We start from the raw sequence: 13,428 nt of genomic DNA, 5'->3' as shown, positions 1-13,428 counted from the left end.
TTTGAAAATAAAAACTTCAAAAAGGCTTGATATACTTGACAAATGGTAGAAAAAAACATGATTCTCTAGCATAAGAGAGTCATGTTTTTTGTGACACGTTCTATTTATCAGTGATAACAACAACTTTTCCAAAAGCTTCTTGGCTTTCAAGGTATCGATGTGCCTCTTGAATGTCATGTAAATAAAATAGGCGCGCAGACTTCACTTGAACTTGGTGCCTTTTGATATAATCAAAGAGGTCTTGGAGTTTACCGTGTTCAACATTCCCAGAATAAAAGCTGGTTAAATAAACGCCCTTTCCTAGTGCTATAATGGGGTCAAATTCTTCCAAATACCATTGTCCACCTAATTGCCCTGTTGAACACACGATGCCACCCTCTTTTAGATGATGGATAGAATCGAATCGGCTAAGGTAGCTGGTCCAACCAGTTCAAAAATTTTGTCAAATTGGGCTTTAGTCTGTAAGAGGCCATCTTTCTCGATGACAACATCTGTAAATCCCATTTCGAGTAGCTTTGCTTTTTTACGCTCCTGTCTCACAGAAGCTGTTATCTTAATGTTAGGAAATCGACTTGTCACAAGATTAACAAAAGCAGTTCCCACTCCACTAGCACCTGCCCTAACTAATATGTGATCGCTCTCGTTTATCTTGAGAGCGTTCATAGAGCCATAGGCGGTATAGTAAGTTTCTGGCTATATATAGTCAAAATTATTCATTCTTTGCTTTGTTTCTCGCTAAATTTGGTGTCTCTAATTATGAGTGTCTTTCTTCCTTTGCTAAGATGTCCATATAATCAAGTCCCCATTTTTCGACTTGGTCTAAAACACCTTGGAAACTTTGCCCAATTTCCGTGAGGCTATACTCCACTCTAGGAGGGACTTCTGGGTAAACTTTGCGGTGGACTAGCTTGTCCTTTTCTAATTGTCTTAAATGGCGGGTCAAGATGCTTTGGGTCACCCCAGGAATGTTTCGCTGTAACTCATTGAAACGTTTGGTTCCTGTGCTTAATTGGTAGAGGATGACCAAAGCCCATTTCCCTGTCAAGACCTTTTGGGTTGTTGCAAAAGGGCAAATCCCATATTCACTTACTTTATTTGTCATTTTTTTCTCCTTATTTGACGCCAATAGTACCATATTTGCTACTAACCTTTATTAAAAAACGTACTTGTTGTTTTGATAGTTTGATTATACAATAGATTTGTAATCAAATAAAGGAGAAATATGATGTCTAACAATCTAGAAATTTTTAATCGTTACAATGAAGGGCTTATTGCTGGTGATTTTCCTGCCGTATTTAATACCATGGCAGATGACATTATCTGGCATCAACCTGGGAATCACTCTGTATCTGGAGAAGTTATTGGTAAGGAAAAACTGGGGGCTCATTTAGCTACATTTGGTGAGAAAACCAATGGTACTTTCAAAGTGCTTACCAACTGGGTTTCTGAAAATGGTGATTTGGTGGCAGCCAATGTCACCTTTGTGGGAACACGTCCAGATGGAGAGGAATTGAATATGAATGGAATAGACCTTTTCCGTATGGAAAACGGCAAAATCCAAGAAGTGTGGCTTTTCTCCTCTGAACAAGCCGTTGAAGATGCATTTTGGGGGTAATATGAAAAACTTACGAAATATCGTAAGTTTTTTCATAATTATCCACTTAACCCAATCGCTTGGAAATGTTATTGGCAACAGTTTCTAGCATCCTTTGTCGCTTTTCTTGGCTAGATTGCTTGACTTGGTTGAGGCTAATCCATTTGACATTCTTGTAACCGGCCTTTTTAAAGGTGCCTCTAACTAAGGATTTCTGGATAGCATTTCCAAACACAAAGCGGTAAATACCTTTGGGTGTATTCATGGTTGTGATAATAGTGATGGTTTTTAGATTCTTCATTTTTGATGCCATCATAAGCCCATCTGATTTGTATTCATAGAAACTTCCTGGAAATACAACTTTATCAATAAAGCCCTTCATCATAGCAGGCATCAGTTCCCACCAAATGGGAAAAATGAGAACTAGATGATCAGATTGAGCAAGGAGTTGTCCGTATTGTTTTGCTTGCGGATCGATTTGTTCATGTTTTACGAATCCAAGGAGATCTTGACTCGTCATAACGGGATTAAACTGTTCTTTGTCCAAATCAATAACCTGAACATCCTGCCCCATCTTCTGAGCCCTTTCTGATACAGTTTCTAAGATTGCATGATTAAAAGATTTTTCATAAGGATGATTGTAAACGATTGTTGTTCTCATAGTAACGACCTCTCATATTTGATAAATCTAGTTTACAAGTTTTCCAAAAAACTCCCTTAACAATTGTTAAGAGAGTCGATTTTTTATTCGTGAAAATGATACAGGTGTCATTCCTAAGTAACTGGCAAGGTATTGATCTGGTACACGGTCCAAAAGTTCGCCATGCATGGACACCAATTCCTGGTAACGTTCAGCAGGAGAATAACGAATGCGAGATAAAAATAAATCATTGTAGATCAACATCTTTCTCATCAAAAATTCCATTAGCAATTCCTTAGAATCTGAATTCTTTTCTAAATGATGAAAAAAATCTGTCCTTTCCACGTAGATTACATTTGTTTTCTCCAAAGCTTGGATAAAAAACTCACTCGGTGTCTGGTCGTAAAACGAAGCGATGGAAGCAATGTGATCCCCTTCAAAAAAGAACTGCGTTGAGATATCTTTTCCGTCAGGAGTTACATGTCCCATCCTCAGTGCTCCTTTTCGAATCACGTAAAGCCTTTGTGAAATATCTCCCTGTTGCAATATCAGTTCATTTTTCACAAAAGTTTTTCCATAATATGGGATACTACCCTCTTTAAATAAATCTTGGAACAGCATTAATCTTTCGCCAGTCCTTCAATCACTTGAGCATTAGGAAGTTGTGTTAATAACTGAGTTGGGACTAATAATTTGGATTGTACAAGTCCACCACCAACAAGGATTTTCTCTTGTTCTAGGATTTGGCTATCAATCAAGAGAGACCAAGTCTCTGGAAGTCCAATTGGGGTAATAGCACCAAACTCCATACCAGTTTGTTCTAAGACAAAATCCAGGGGTGCAAATCCGACCTTGCTGACATCTAGTGGGCGTTTGACGGTAGCATTGGTATTGGCTTTTTTGCCATACGGAATCAAAAGAGCTGCGTATTTTGTCTCGTCTCCACGTTTGCCTTCAAGGACTAGACAGTTGGCTTCTTGGTCAAAAGGTACACCGTATTCGCGGTTTAGACTGTCACCATCTGCAAATTCGGGATTGATTTCTGCGACTTGGATGTCTTGGGTAGCGTTTAAAGTGACTATGCCCTCCCAGACTGAAGCTGACAGGATGTCTTTACTCTCAGAAGCTGGTTTAAACTCAAGATTCATATGATTTCCTCCTAAATTAAAGTAATCCAAATGGTTCACGGCTGTAAGAAAGGGAATTGATATAAAGACTACAATTAACCTGAATATTTTCCGTTGTTTTCATACACTTTCTAACATCTTTCAAACAATTGGTTACTATTGTAACAAATAGATAGAAAGAATTCAACTTTGCCACCAAGTTATACTTATCGCTTAATAGTGAGTCTATTGATACAATCATCCTACCAAGCAGGTGCACTTGTGGGTTGCTTTAAATACTCTAGCCATAGTGGATTTTTAAGGTGGCACAGCGTGACAGAAATACCAGACATATCAAGGCTTGTCATCAATTGACCTGTCTTGATATAGACCAGTTTTAGACCTTCTAATTCTAGAAATTGGCAGAGGTCATTGAGAAAGATACCTTGTTCAAGTTCAGACATACTGCCTAGATTATTGACTAGAAGAATGTATTCGTCGCCTTCTTTCCAATGAAATTTTAAGTTTAGTTTATTGACAATTTCATTAGCTAGTTGTTCTGAAGAGGAAAAAGTGACCGTTCGATAGCCTTCCTCACCATGAATTCCAATACCAAAGGATATCTCGCCTTCTTTTAAGTCAAATAGTGGTGTCTTAGTATCAGGTAGGTGAGCAGAAGAGGTCGCAAAGCCAATTGTGGCTATCTCTGGGGCAAGAGATAGGGCGAGTTGCTCTAAGCTGTCTAAATCATTGCCTGAAAGAGCAGCGGCTCCTAATATTTTATGAAGCAGGATTGTGCCTGCTAGACCTCTATGGCGCATGCGAAAGTTATGTTTGGTATCAACTGAGATATCATCGTGAGAAATGATATATCGGACATCAATCCCCTCTTCTCTAGCTGATGTAATAGCTTGTCTGAAAGACAGCAAGTCAGCTTCAAAGTTTTTTACAATGATAAAGACGCCCTGACCGTTGTGAATAGTACGAATACTCTCTAAAATCTCATCAGCCGTTGGTGGGGTAAATATCTCACCATAAATAGCGGCGCTCAGCATACCTTTACCAACAAAACCAAGATGAGCTGGCTCATGACCAGAACCGCCTCCAGATATAATGGGAACAAGGTTTGGATTCTGAGATTTTTGGACGATAAGTGGAAGCCCATTGATTTTGACGACGTCAGGATGGCTACGGCAATAACCAGTGATATAATCGTTCATCATGTTTTCTCGTTTGTTTTTAATAAATACCATATCTAACTCCTATAAATAGATAAACTGCATCGAATAATAGCAACCATGGGTTTCCAGTAACTATGAATGTGATAAGGAGGGGTCGTAAGTCCCTCTTTTATGAGCCCTATCCAAGCACTGGAATGATAGCGAATGAAAAAATCTCTTTCCTTTTCAGAAAAGGATGTACCGACTTGTTCTTGATATTCGGTGATGATTTTGGTGAGCAAAATAGTAAAATAGCCTTCTAAGTAGCTAACAAAATCATTTTGCCCTTTGATGTCAAATAGTTGCTTATAAAACGTATGATTTTTCTCAATATAGTAGAGCAATTCTTCTAAGAGTTTGAAACCATTGATGTAGCTTAGGTTATCAGTGATTTGCTCTTCTAACTCTGTCTCAAAAATCCAATCTAAGAGTTCATATTTATCTAAAAAATAGTTGTAAAAGGTTTGACGACGAATACCTGCCTGTTGCATAATATCAACCACTGAAATTTTATCGAAAGATTTTGTTAATAGTAACTGTTTAAACGCTTTAGCAATCTTTTTTTGAGTAATCAAGGAAGTCGTCATTTGTTTATCCTTTCTATATTGCTTAGTCTAAGGTATCATGTCTTTTAGAGGAAAGAAAGGGACACAAGAGGCAATCTGTCCCTTTCTTTTTTGATTAGAATATCACAAAATGAAAGCGCAAACAAATATAAAGGAGTTTTCCTATGAAAAAAATTATCAATCAGCCAGAACAGGTTGTCGAAGAGATGCTTCAAGGGTTGACCTTTATGCATGATGATATCGTAAAGCGTTTAGATGGCTATGATGTTATTGTCAAAAAAGCACCTAAAAGAGGTCACGTTGGTTTGGTTTCTGGGGGTGGTTCTGGACATGAACCAGCTCATGCAGGTTTTGTTGGTAAGGGAATGCTGAGTGCTGCGGTTTGTGGTGCGGTTTTTACGTCACCAACGCCAGACCAGATTTTAGAGGCTATTAAAGCAGCTGATGACGGAGCAGGGGTATTTTTGATTATCAAGAATTATTCTGGAGATATCATGAATTTTGAAATGGCTCAGGAATTAGCTGAAATGGAGGGTATTGATGTCGCAAGTGTCGTTGTTGATGATGATATTGCGGTTGAAAATAGTCTCTATACTCAAGGTCGTCGTGGTGTTGCAGGAACTATTCTGGTTCATAAGATTTTAGGGCATGCTGCTGAGAGCGGACAAACACTTGCAGACATCAAAGCTTTAGCGGATAAGCTTGTTCCTAATATTAAGACTATTGGGCTTGCTCTTTCAGGAGCAACTGTCCCTGAAGTGGGAAAACCAGGATTTGTTCTTGAAGAGGATGAATTTGAATATGGTGTCGGTATTCATGGTGAACCAGGTTATCAAAAAGAAAAATTACAACCTTCTAAAATACTGGCTAAAGAGTTAGTTGAAAAGTTAGTAAACGATTTTACGATTCAAAAAGGGGAACATATGGATTTCTCATTTTATCTTTTCTTTTATCCCAACACTTATCATGTGTAAACTCGGCGCAGATGCTGTCTCCATGTTGAAAGAAGCGCTCCCGCTTGATGGTATCCCTATGAAAACCTTGTTTACAGTAGGATCACTCTTACCATGTGTAGGGATTGCGATATTGCTCAAACAAATTGTTGAAAAAGCGACTGATTTTATTCCTTTCTTTGTCGGTTTTACTTTGGCAGCCTCTCTAGGTTTGAACTTAGTCTCTTGTGCTGTTATCTCACTGATTTTCGCCGTTCTTTTCTATGAAATTCAAATGGCAAAAAATGGACGTGTGCTAGCGACAGCAACTGATGTATATGATGAAGATGAGGACGAGGAGGATATCTGATATGGCGGATAAAAAATTAAGTCAAAAAACGTTATCAAAATCATTTCACCATTGGTTTTATGGTAATCTGACCTGCTTTTCACAAGAGCATATGCAGACGTTTGGATATTTAGCGTCTATGCTTCCAATTGTTGAAGAACTTTATGATAAAAAAGAAGACCAAGCGCGCTCCATGCACACCTATACTGCCTTTTTCAATACTGAGCCACAACTCGGTAGTTTGATTGTCGGTATTACAGCAGGTCTTGAAGAAGCACGTGCCAATGGTTCTGACGGTGTCGATGATGAGACTATCAACGGCTTACGAGCAGGTTTGATGGGGCCTGTGGCAGGTATCGGGGATTCGCTTATTGTAGGGACTTTGATTCCTATCATTTTAGGGATTGCCCTAGGGCTTTCAAACGGAGGCTCACCGCTAGGTGCTATCTTCTACATCGTTGTTTGGAATTTACTGGCTTATTTTGGCATGCGCTTTGCTTACTTTAAAGGTTATGAATTAGGTGACAAAGCAGTCGAATTTCTTGTAGGAGCACAAGGACAAGCTATTCGTAAAGCAGTGTCTATCGTCGGTGGTATGGTTATTGGTGCTGTTGCTGCGACATGGGTACCTGTAAAAACGGCCTTTCAGCTTAAAAACGCCAGTGGTAAAGCCTATCTAGTCTTACAAGACCAATTAGATGGTGTTTATCCAGGCTTATTGACAGCTCTAGTCATTGTCTTTTGTTGGTGGTTGATGGCTAAAAAGAATATGTCTCCTCTAAAAGTGATGCTTTTATTGGTTATCATAGCATTTATCGGTGTTATTACAGGATTCTTTAACCCAGGTCTTCAATATTAAGGAGATAATATGACACAAGAGACGCTTATAAAAGGCTATCAAGAAGAAATTGCCTATCAAAAAAGAATGTTGGCTAATCTCTCCAGATGGTTTCGTATTTGCTTTATCTTAGCTAGTATCAGCTGTGCGTTAATCTATGGATTGACTAAAGAGCATATCATAGGTTATCGTTTGTCTTGGATAATGGGGATTATCAGCGTTCTTGGTATGGTCTTAATTGGATATGGTATTTATAAAGGACGACTAAATCTTCAAAGGGTGATTGATGATTTTGAGAGGAAATTACATCGTTTATCATAGCTAGAGGTTACTTGTGTTTGGCAAGTAACCTTTTCTCATAAGCTTTATGCTATAGCATTGTTTTTGGTAAAAGGAAGTGCTACAATATATACAAAAATACAAAAAATGTATAGTTATAAACGGTCTGGTTCAGGAGTGAGGGAGATAGCCATGCTGAAAAAACGTACACTAGTGTTGATCACATTATTTGCGATTGGGATGATACAGCTTTATTGTCAAACCATGCAGCTTGATAACCATTTAGATAAGGTTAAGATAGGGACAACTTATATGACCATGAATAACAGCTTTTATCAAACTTTAAATGCAGAAATCAAACGGCAATTACCGATACAGGATTATCGTCTGGTTGTTCGAGACGCTGAATTTGATGACACTAGGCAAAGTCAGCAAATCAACGACTTTATCCGACAAAAAGTGAAGATGATTGTTATCAATCCTGTCAAAAGTGATAGTGAACCTATCTTAAAAGCCCTACAAAAAGCTAAGAAAAAGGGGATTAAGATTATTGTCGTGGATTCTCAATTAGCAAAAGCCAGTCTTAGCGATACGACGATTGTCTCTGACAATTACCTGGCAGGCACACTCATTGCAAAGCAGATGATGGCAAAGTACCCAAAAGCTCGCATCGTTTTGCTAGAACACCAAGAAGCTATCTCTGCTAAGGAGCGCATTCAGGGCTTTTTAGATACGATTAAGGGTAAGGACGCTTATGACGTAGTGGCTAGAGAAGACACAAGTGGCCAGACAGAGACGGGTATGCCTAAAGTCGCTGCGATTATTGACCAAGGTATCTCCTTTGATGTTGTCATGGCATTGAATGATAAAAGTGCGCTCGGTGCCTTGGCTGCCATTAAAGACAAGCAAATCACACAAGCTATCTCTATCTACGGCGTAGATGGCTCTCCTGATATGAAAAAGATTTTAGCTGAGACACAAGATATAGCTGCGACCGTTGCTCAGTCCCCCTTACAGATTGGCGCTAAAACAGCTGAGGTCATCAAACGATTACAGGCAAACAAAAGCGTAAAAGCGCACTATACTATCCCCGTAACCCTGATAACAAAAGACACCATCGAAACATACGACCGCAATGGGTGGCAATGATGACTAAACGAAAAAGTATCCACTATAGTAAGTTATTTCTATCTATTATTAGTTTTATTGCCATTGTTTTTAATGCTCAGCTTTATTTATCAGCGAGTCGCTATATTATAGCTAATCAGCATAGTCATGCTCTTTTAGAGACCTTGAGTTGGATTCCCAACTCGCCTAAGCGTGTTTTCTTGATGTCTGTTGGACTTTATCTGATATTGCTTGCGGTCATGTATTATAGCGACCATTATCGGATAGAAAAACCGTCTCTTTTTGATGGTTGGTCTTTGTTAAAGATTATACTGACCTTTGTCATCATTTACTATACCCAATTTTCTTATAATGGTCTTATTTTATTGGTATTCTCGGATATTTTCTACAGTTCCAAGGAAATCAATAGCTTTACCAGTAAGCGAAGCTGGTTTATATTTGTCATGTTGAGCTTTGCTATTTTACTGATTTCTAACAATGATATTGTCTCTTTGTTTTTAAAATTACCTTCCTTAGATGCCTATATCCAATTTTACCCACAGACGGTACAGTTTGCTATCTTAGTAGCTAAAAACGTCTTATCATCACTTAATATGGTTATTTTTATTATCTCTTTGCTCTTTTATATCATGTATGCCACTACCGAGAGAAACCATATTGAAGAAGAGCTAGCTATGGCATCAAAGGTCAATAGTGACCTTAATGACTATGTCGCTCTAACCGAAAAAATCGTCGAAGACCGTGAGCGTAAGCGCATCGCCCGTGAAATTCATGATACTCTGGGACATGCTTTGACAGGGATTTCGGCTGGTATTGATGCCGTGAAAGTTTTAGTGGATTTAGATACCGCAAAAGCCAAAGCGCAGCTAGAAAGTATGTCTCTTGTCGTTCGGGACGGTATTCGTGATGTGAGAGGTTCGCTAAATAAATTGCGCCCAGGAGCCTTAGAGGACGGTAGTCTTAAAGAAGCTCTTGAAAAGATGATTGCCGAGTATCAAGCGGTTTCACACCTAAAAATTCAATTAGATTACCAGTGGGATGGGGTGGATTTGGATACCATGAAAGAAGACCTGGTATTTCGTGTTATCCAAGAATCCATAACCAACTCACTACGTCATGGGCATGCCAGTCACATCAGCATTGCCCTGAAACAAAGCGATACAGACTATCTCTTGGAATTACAAGATGACGGCGTTGGCTTTGAGACCCTACACTATGGTTATGGTTTATGGCAGATGAGAGAGCGTTTAGCTATTGTTGGAGGAGAAGTTTCTTTTGAAAATCGCCAAGGCTTTTACACTAACATTCATCTACCCAAAAGAATAGGAGAAAGTGATGAAGATACTAATCGTTGATGATCAAGAACTTATTCGAGAATCGTTGAAAATTGTCTTGTCAGCTCATACAGATATTGAGATTGTAGGGACGCTAGCTGATGGTAAAGAGGTACTGGACTTTTTAAAAGGACATCCTGTTGATTTGATTTTGATGGATATCCGTATGCCACAGGTCGATGGCGTCTTATGTACCAAGCTAGTCAAGGAGCACTATCCTCATATCAATATCATTGTCCTCACGACATTTGACGACGATGAGTATATCTTTTCGGCGCTCAAATACGGTGCCTCAGGCTATCTGTTAAAGGGTTGTTCGAATGAAGAATTGTACCAAGCTATTCTTACAGTCCAAAGTGGGCGAGCTATGATTAACCCAGATATCGCTACCAAAGTCTTTAAACTATTTTCTAAAATGGCACATAGCAATATGCACGTCACTGTTGAAGAAGAGCATATGGAGAAGATGAGCCAAAGCGAGTGGAAAATCATCCAACAAGTCGGCTTAGGGTTGTCTAATAAAGAAATTGCAGCCAAGTTATACTTGTCTGAAGGGACGATTCGCAATTATTTATCAGCTATTTTAGCTAAATTAAACCTAAGAGACCGTACACAATTAGCCATATGGGCGGTGCAATCGGGTGTCACCATGAAAGATTTTGAGGATTATGACTAAACGATATTATTATGGTCTTGGAGGACTTGTTTTACTGTTTTTAGGTCTTGCAGTCTTTATTTATCGGTGGCAAGAGCAGCATGTGACGGTGTTGCGAGTTGGCTACTATGCAGGAAGTAGCTGGGACGTGCCTAATCGCACGAAAAACCAAGTGTTAGATAGAGCGATTAAGCAATTTGAAGCGCAGCATCCTAAGGTAAAGGTCGTCTATGAAAGTGGGATTCAAAAAGAGGATTACAGTGATTGGTTGGCTGACCAAATCGTCCAAGGCAAGCAACCGGATGTCTTTATTGTCCCACAAGATGATTTTAGCTTGTTGGATTCCATTGGTGCCTTAAAATCATTAGATGATAAGCTGTCATCTCAACTGACAGAACCATTTTACCCTGTGGCGCTATCGCTTGGCAACTATCAAGGCTCTTATTTTGCCCTGCCTTTTGAGGCTAATCCTATGATGATGTCGGTCAATAAAACTTTACTGGATAAGGAAGGCATTGACCTGCCGACAGATAATTGGACACTGGAGGATTTTTACCGCATTTGTCAGCAAGTCACCAAGGATACAGATGGCGATGGTCTTATCGACCAGTATGGTATCACAGGCTATCATTGGCAAGATGCTCTAAAAGCTTATGGTGGTTCTTTATTTGATGAGCAACATCAGATCAATCTTGTCACGCCAGAGATGACTTCAGCCTTGACATTTATGGCAAAATTAGAAGCTTTATCGGGAAAAATCCAAGTCACATCGGAAGATTTTGACCAAGGGAAAGTCGCTTTTTACCCGTTGTCCCTCGCTCAATACCGCACTTATATGCCCTATCCTTATCACGTGGCCAAATATTCGCAGTTTTCTTGGACCTGCATTCCCATGCCAGCAGCTAAGCCTTCTATCAATGCAACTAGCGTCGAAGCCTCCTTATTTGCCATTTCATCAAAAAGCAAGCACCCGTCACTAGCCTTTGAACTCCTCACCTTATTAACGAGCTCAAAAGCTATCCAGCAAGAGCTCGTCAAAGAATCCTCTGGAATGTCTGTTTTAAAAGACGTCATGGCTAGCCAAACTACGGCAAGCTTACTGGCTCAAGAAGATATAGAAGTAGGACTAGGGATTACCCCTCAGACACTGACTCATCTCATGACAGGAGCAAAGGAAGAAGCCAATCAAAAACTATCAAAAGGAACGTTTGAGCGTATAGACTATCTCCTTCAAAAAGCCATCGGACAAGAAAGTCTAGATACCAACTTACAGCACATCCAGAAAGAATTGAGCGAATAGTGGCTGACTCAGTTTCATGTTGCGAGTGCTCTAGCTCAAACATCATTTTTTTGTTATACTAACCTTATGAAAACACTTGGACAACTTTTACAATTACCGCCTTTCCACTTTTTTTATGAGATACCAATAGCCCAACAAAGTACGTCATCAGACAATGATAACTATATCATCGCTTTCAAAGCTGAGGACAAAGTTCTATTTGTCAATACAGAAGCGCTTGATGGTCAAGCAGATAGTCTAGCTAGCGCCAGCCATTTATCCGCTGAGACTCTTCTGGTAGGCTTAGGGGCTGTTCCTAGTCCATACTGGGAGTCCTGCTATATCCTAGAAGTGCCTCAAAATGAGACTCAAAAAGGAGCTGAATTGGCTAATGTTTTAAAGCATTATAGTTATATTGACCTGTTTCAAGATATGGAAGAGCAGTATCACAGACCGCACGTGTCAGCTGTCTATGATCCTTATCGCTATGCTTATACCATTGATGAGAAAGAAGTGTCTAAAGATAAGCATTTCACCAAAATTGCTAAAAAAGATTATGAAGGTATCCGTGATTTCCACCCCTTTATCAAGACTAATAGGGGCAACGTTTACTCCGTTTCTTGTACCTATCAGGATAAAGAGAAGGCTAAAACACCTAAAATTTATCTCATGGGATGGTATTTTTATGATAATAAGCAGCTCAAAATTTCTTGGAAACCCGCACATACCCGTAAAAGCCGTTGGCGTTCTTCCCTAGTATCTGTTGACAAACGAACTGAGCGTTTCTTTTTCCAGGGAGAACTTTATAAAAAAGGGTCTTTTCCTATCTTTTTAGACCAATTAAGCTTTAACAACAAGACCTATGAAAAACAACTAAAACACGAATTTGATGCCTTTTTAAGCATTATTGAAGAACAAAAAGAAAAAGCTAACCTTCGGTATAAATGAAACCTATTTAGATTAGTAGTGAGGACATTTCTGACGATAGAAAGTACTCATTGCTTTTTTCATTCTCAAAGTCATAAAGTAGGGGGTCTTGTTAAGTCGTGGGTGATTTGGGTGTGAAGAATGTGTATATGGCACATGCAATCGATGTTTTACTGAAGCATGTGGGAGCTAGGCAAGAGGACACCATAGCTTTTGATGATATTCAGATTGATACTCCCATGCTGGAATACTGTGCCATTGGTGTAGCCATGGGAAATGGCGGAACGGAGATTCTCTCCATGGCAGATACGGTAATGGATGATATTGAAGAAGATGGTCTTTATAAGGCTTTTGAAAAAATGTCTGTAGCAAGAAAATCATATTATGTATATGCCAGGCATTTATCGTCATTTGAACTTCATTTCATCTTGCAAAATCGTTTTCAATCTGATAAGATGAGTATAGGATTGTTACTTAGAAGCAGGCAAAACCTAAACAATAGTGAATGGTCAGTCTATGACTTTATTTGATATACTCCCCTTATAGTGGACAGTGAAAAAACAAAAATTCACTAGAAGCTA

At 39.2% G+C, this 13,428-nt stretch carries 16 protein-coding genes and 3 pseudogenes; 11 read left to right on the top strand and 8 right to left on the bottom strand.

The genetic code is table 11. The annotated features are described in order from the left end of the window. Positions 1–100: 100 nt before the first annotated feature. The 3 genes from ACLN19_RS08670 to ACLN19_RS08660 form a co-directional block, all read right to left on the bottom strand. Positions 101–367 (bottom strand): zinc-binding dehydrogenase, encoded by a 267-nt coding sequence (locus ACLN19_RS08670; protein ID WP_413385395.1) that lies wholly within the window; start codon positions 365–367, stop codon positions 101–103. A 14-nt stretch (positions 368–381) separates the two neighbouring features. Beyond that, complete coding sequence (locus ACLN19_RS08665) at positions 382–603, bottom strand: MDR/zinc-dependent alcohol dehydrogenase-like family protein (RefSeq protein ID WP_413385392.1); 222 nt, start codon at positions 601–603, stop codon at positions 382–384. Between the two features lie 151 nt (positions 604–754). Beyond that, a complete protein-coding gene (locus ACLN19_RS08660) occupies positions 755–1,102 on the bottom strand; it encodes a winged helix-turn-helix transcriptional regulator (protein ID WP_413385390.1) in 348 nt (115 codons plus the stop codon). Between the two features lie 123 nt (positions 1,103–1,225). On the opposite strand from ACLN19_RS08660, the gene ACLN19_RS08655 reads away from it, so the two are divergent. Further along, the gene (locus ACLN19_RS08655; protein ID WP_413385387.1) at positions 1,226–1,615 is read left to right on the top strand and encodes a nuclear transport factor 2 family protein; all 390 of its coding nucleotides are present in this window, start codon (positions 1,226–1,228) and stop codon (positions 1,613–1,615) included. Between the two features lie 46 nt (positions 1,616–1,661). Here the strand turns inward: ACLN19_RS08655 and ACLN19_RS08650 are convergent, their stop codons facing one another. The 5 genes from ACLN19_RS08650 to dhaS all read right to left on the bottom strand — a co-directional run bounded on the left by ACLN19_RS08650 (position 1,662) and on the right by dhaS (position 5,147). Continuing rightward, positions 1,662–2,255, bottom strand: coding sequence for an NAD(P)H-dependent oxidoreductase (locus ACLN19_RS08650; RefSeq protein ID WP_413385384.1), 594 nt, complete (start codon positions 2,253–2,255; stop codon positions 1,662–1,664). A 66-nt stretch (positions 2,256–2,321) separates the two neighbouring features. Further along, positions 2,322–2,855, bottom strand: coding sequence for a Crp/Fnr family transcriptional regulator (locus tag ACLN19_RS08645; protein WP_413385381.1), 534 nt, complete (start codon positions 2,853–2,855; stop codon positions 2,322–2,324). Beyond that, entirely contained in the window at positions 2,855–3,382 is a 528-nt protein-coding gene (locus ACLN19_RS08640) for a YbaK/EbsC family protein (protein ID WP_413385379.1), read from the bottom strand. Before ACLN19_RS08640 ends, ACLN19_RS08645 begins: the two co-directional genes overlap by 1 nt. A gap of 221 nt (positions 3,383–3,603) precedes the next feature. Continuing rightward, positions 3,604–4,593, bottom strand: a complete 990-nt coding sequence (gene dhaQ / locus ACLN19_RS08635) for a DhaKLM operon coactivator DhaQ (RefSeq protein WP_413385377.1) — start codon at positions 4,591–4,593, stop codon at positions 3,604–3,606. A 2-nt stretch (positions 4,594–4,595) separates the two neighbouring features. Further along, positions 4,596–5,147, bottom strand: a complete 552-nt coding sequence (dhaS, locus tag ACLN19_RS08630; RefSeq protein ID WP_413385375.1) for a dihydroxyacetone kinase transcriptional activator DhaS — start codon at positions 5,145–5,147, stop codon at positions 4,596–4,598. A 143-nt stretch (positions 5,148–5,290) separates the two neighbouring features. On the opposite strand from dhaS, the pseudogene ACLN19_RS08625 reads away from it, so the two are divergent. From ACLN19_RS08625 to ACLN19_RS08580, 10 genes and pseudogenes are all read left to right on the top strand, one after another. After that, positions 5,291–6,046 (top strand): annotated as a pseudogene (locus ACLN19_RS08625) (dihydroxyacetone kinase subunit DhaK); the annotation flags it as partial. Between the two features lie 4 nt (positions 6,047–6,050). Continuing rightward, positions 6,051–6,428, top strand: a pseudogene (locus ACLN19_RS08620) (PTS sugar transporter subunit IIC); the annotation flags it as partial. A gap of 1 nt (position 6,429) precedes the next feature. Next, complete coding sequence (locus ACLN19_RS08615) at positions 6,430–7,266, top strand: PTS system mannose/fructose/sorbose family transporter subunit IID (RefSeq protein ID WP_413385373.1); 837 nt, start codon at positions 6,430–6,432, stop codon at positions 7,264–7,266. 9 nt (positions 7,267–7,275) lie between these two features. Continuing rightward, entirely contained in the window at positions 7,276–7,566 is a 291-nt protein-coding gene (locus tag ACLN19_RS08610; protein WP_413385371.1) for a DUF202 domain-containing protein, read from the top strand. A gap of 150 nt (positions 7,567–7,716) precedes the next feature. Continuing rightward, positions 7,717–8,673, top strand: coding sequence for a substrate-binding domain-containing protein (locus ACLN19_RS08605; protein WP_413385368.1), 957 nt, complete (start codon positions 7,717–7,719; stop codon positions 8,671–8,673). Next, complete coding sequence (locus ACLN19_RS08600; RefSeq protein WP_413385366.1) at positions 8,673–10,007, top strand: sensor histidine kinase; 1,335 nt, start codon at positions 8,673–8,675, stop codon at positions 10,005–10,007. The genes ACLN19_RS08605 and ACLN19_RS08600 overlap by 1 nt, the downstream gene beginning before the upstream one ends. Next, positions 9,985–10,662 carry a response regulator gene (locus tag ACLN19_RS08595; protein WP_413385364.1) on the top strand — a complete coding sequence of 226 codons (678 nt, stop codon included), beginning with the start codon at positions 9,985–9,987 and terminating at the stop codon, positions 10,660–10,662. Before ACLN19_RS08600 ends, ACLN19_RS08595 begins: the two co-directional genes overlap by 23 nt. Further along, on the top strand, positions 10,655–11,941 hold the full coding sequence (locus ACLN19_RS08590; protein WP_413385362.1) for an ABC transporter substrate-binding protein: 1,287 nt from the start codon (positions 10,655–10,657) through the stop codon (positions 11,939–11,941). Before ACLN19_RS08595 ends, ACLN19_RS08590 begins: the two co-directional genes overlap by 8 nt. 66 nt (positions 11,942–12,007) lie before the next feature. Next, positions 12,008–12,868, top strand: coding sequence for a hypothetical protein (locus ACLN19_RS08585; protein WP_413385360.1), 861 nt, complete (start codon positions 12,008–12,010; stop codon positions 12,866–12,868). Between the two features lie 101 nt (positions 12,869–12,969). Further along, a pseudogene (locus tag ACLN19_RS08580) lies at positions 12,970–13,215 on the top strand (HAD hydrolase family protein); the annotation flags it as partial. Positions 13,216–13,428: the final 213 nt, after the last annotated feature.

Origin of the sequence: Streptococcus lishijunsis, from assembly GCF_047290665.1 — a bacterium.
Lineage (GTDB): Bacteria > Bacillota > Bacilli > Lactobacillales > Streptococcaceae > Streptococcus.
The sequence above is the reverse complement of the archived record's forward strand: the minus strand, read 5'-3'. Positions and strand labels throughout refer to the sequence as shown.

Bases quoted from the DNA above. Each gene is read 5' to 3' on its own strand.
- ACLN19_RS08660 (WP_413385390.1), bottom strand. From the start codon at position 1,102: ATGACAAATAAAGTAAGTGAATATGGGATTTGCCCTTTTGCAACAACC.
- ACLN19_RS08655 (WP_413385387.1), top strand. From the start codon at position 1,226: ATGTCTAACAATCTAGAAATTTTTAATCGTTACAATGAAGGGCTTATT.
- ACLN19_RS08650 (WP_413385384.1), bottom strand. From the start codon at position 2,255: ATGAGAACAACAATCGTTTACAATCATCCTTATGAAAAATCTTTTAAT.
- ACLN19_RS08645 (WP_413385381.1), bottom strand. From the start codon at position 2,855: ATGCTGTTCCAAGATTTATTTAAAGAGGGTAGTATCCCATATTATGGA.
- ACLN19_RS08640 (WP_413385379.1), bottom strand. From the start codon at position 3,382: ATGAATCTTGAGTTTAAACCAGCTTCTGAGAGTAAAGACATCCTGTCA.
- dhaQ (WP_413385377.1), bottom strand. From the start codon at position 4,593: ATGGTATTTATTAAAAACAAACGAGAAAACATGATGAACGATTATATC.
- dhaS (WP_413385375.1), bottom strand. From the start codon at position 5,147: ATGACGACTTCCTTGATTACTCAAAAAAAGATTGCTAAAGCGTTTAAA.
- ACLN19_RS08615 (WP_413385373.1), top strand. From the start codon at position 6,430: ATGGCGGATAAAAAATTAAGTCAAAAAACGTTATCAAAATCATTTCAC.
- ACLN19_RS08610 (WP_413385371.1), top strand. From the start codon at position 7,276: ATGACACAAGAGACGCTTATAAAAGGCTATCAAGAAGAAATTGCCTAT.
- ACLN19_RS08605 (WP_413385368.1), top strand. From the start codon at position 7,717: ATGCTGAAAAAACGTACACTAGTGTTGATCACATTATTTGCGATTGGG.
- ACLN19_RS08600 (WP_413385366.1), top strand. From the start codon at position 8,673: ATGACTAAACGAAAAAGTATCCACTATAGTAAGTTATTTCTATCTATT.
- ACLN19_RS08590 (WP_413385362.1), top strand. From the start codon at position 10,655: ATGACTAAACGATATTATTATGGTCTTGGAGGACTTGTTTTACTGTTT.
- ACLN19_RS08585 (WP_413385360.1), top strand. From the start codon at position 12,008: ATGAAAACACTTGGACAACTTTTACAATTACCGCCTTTCCACTTTTTT.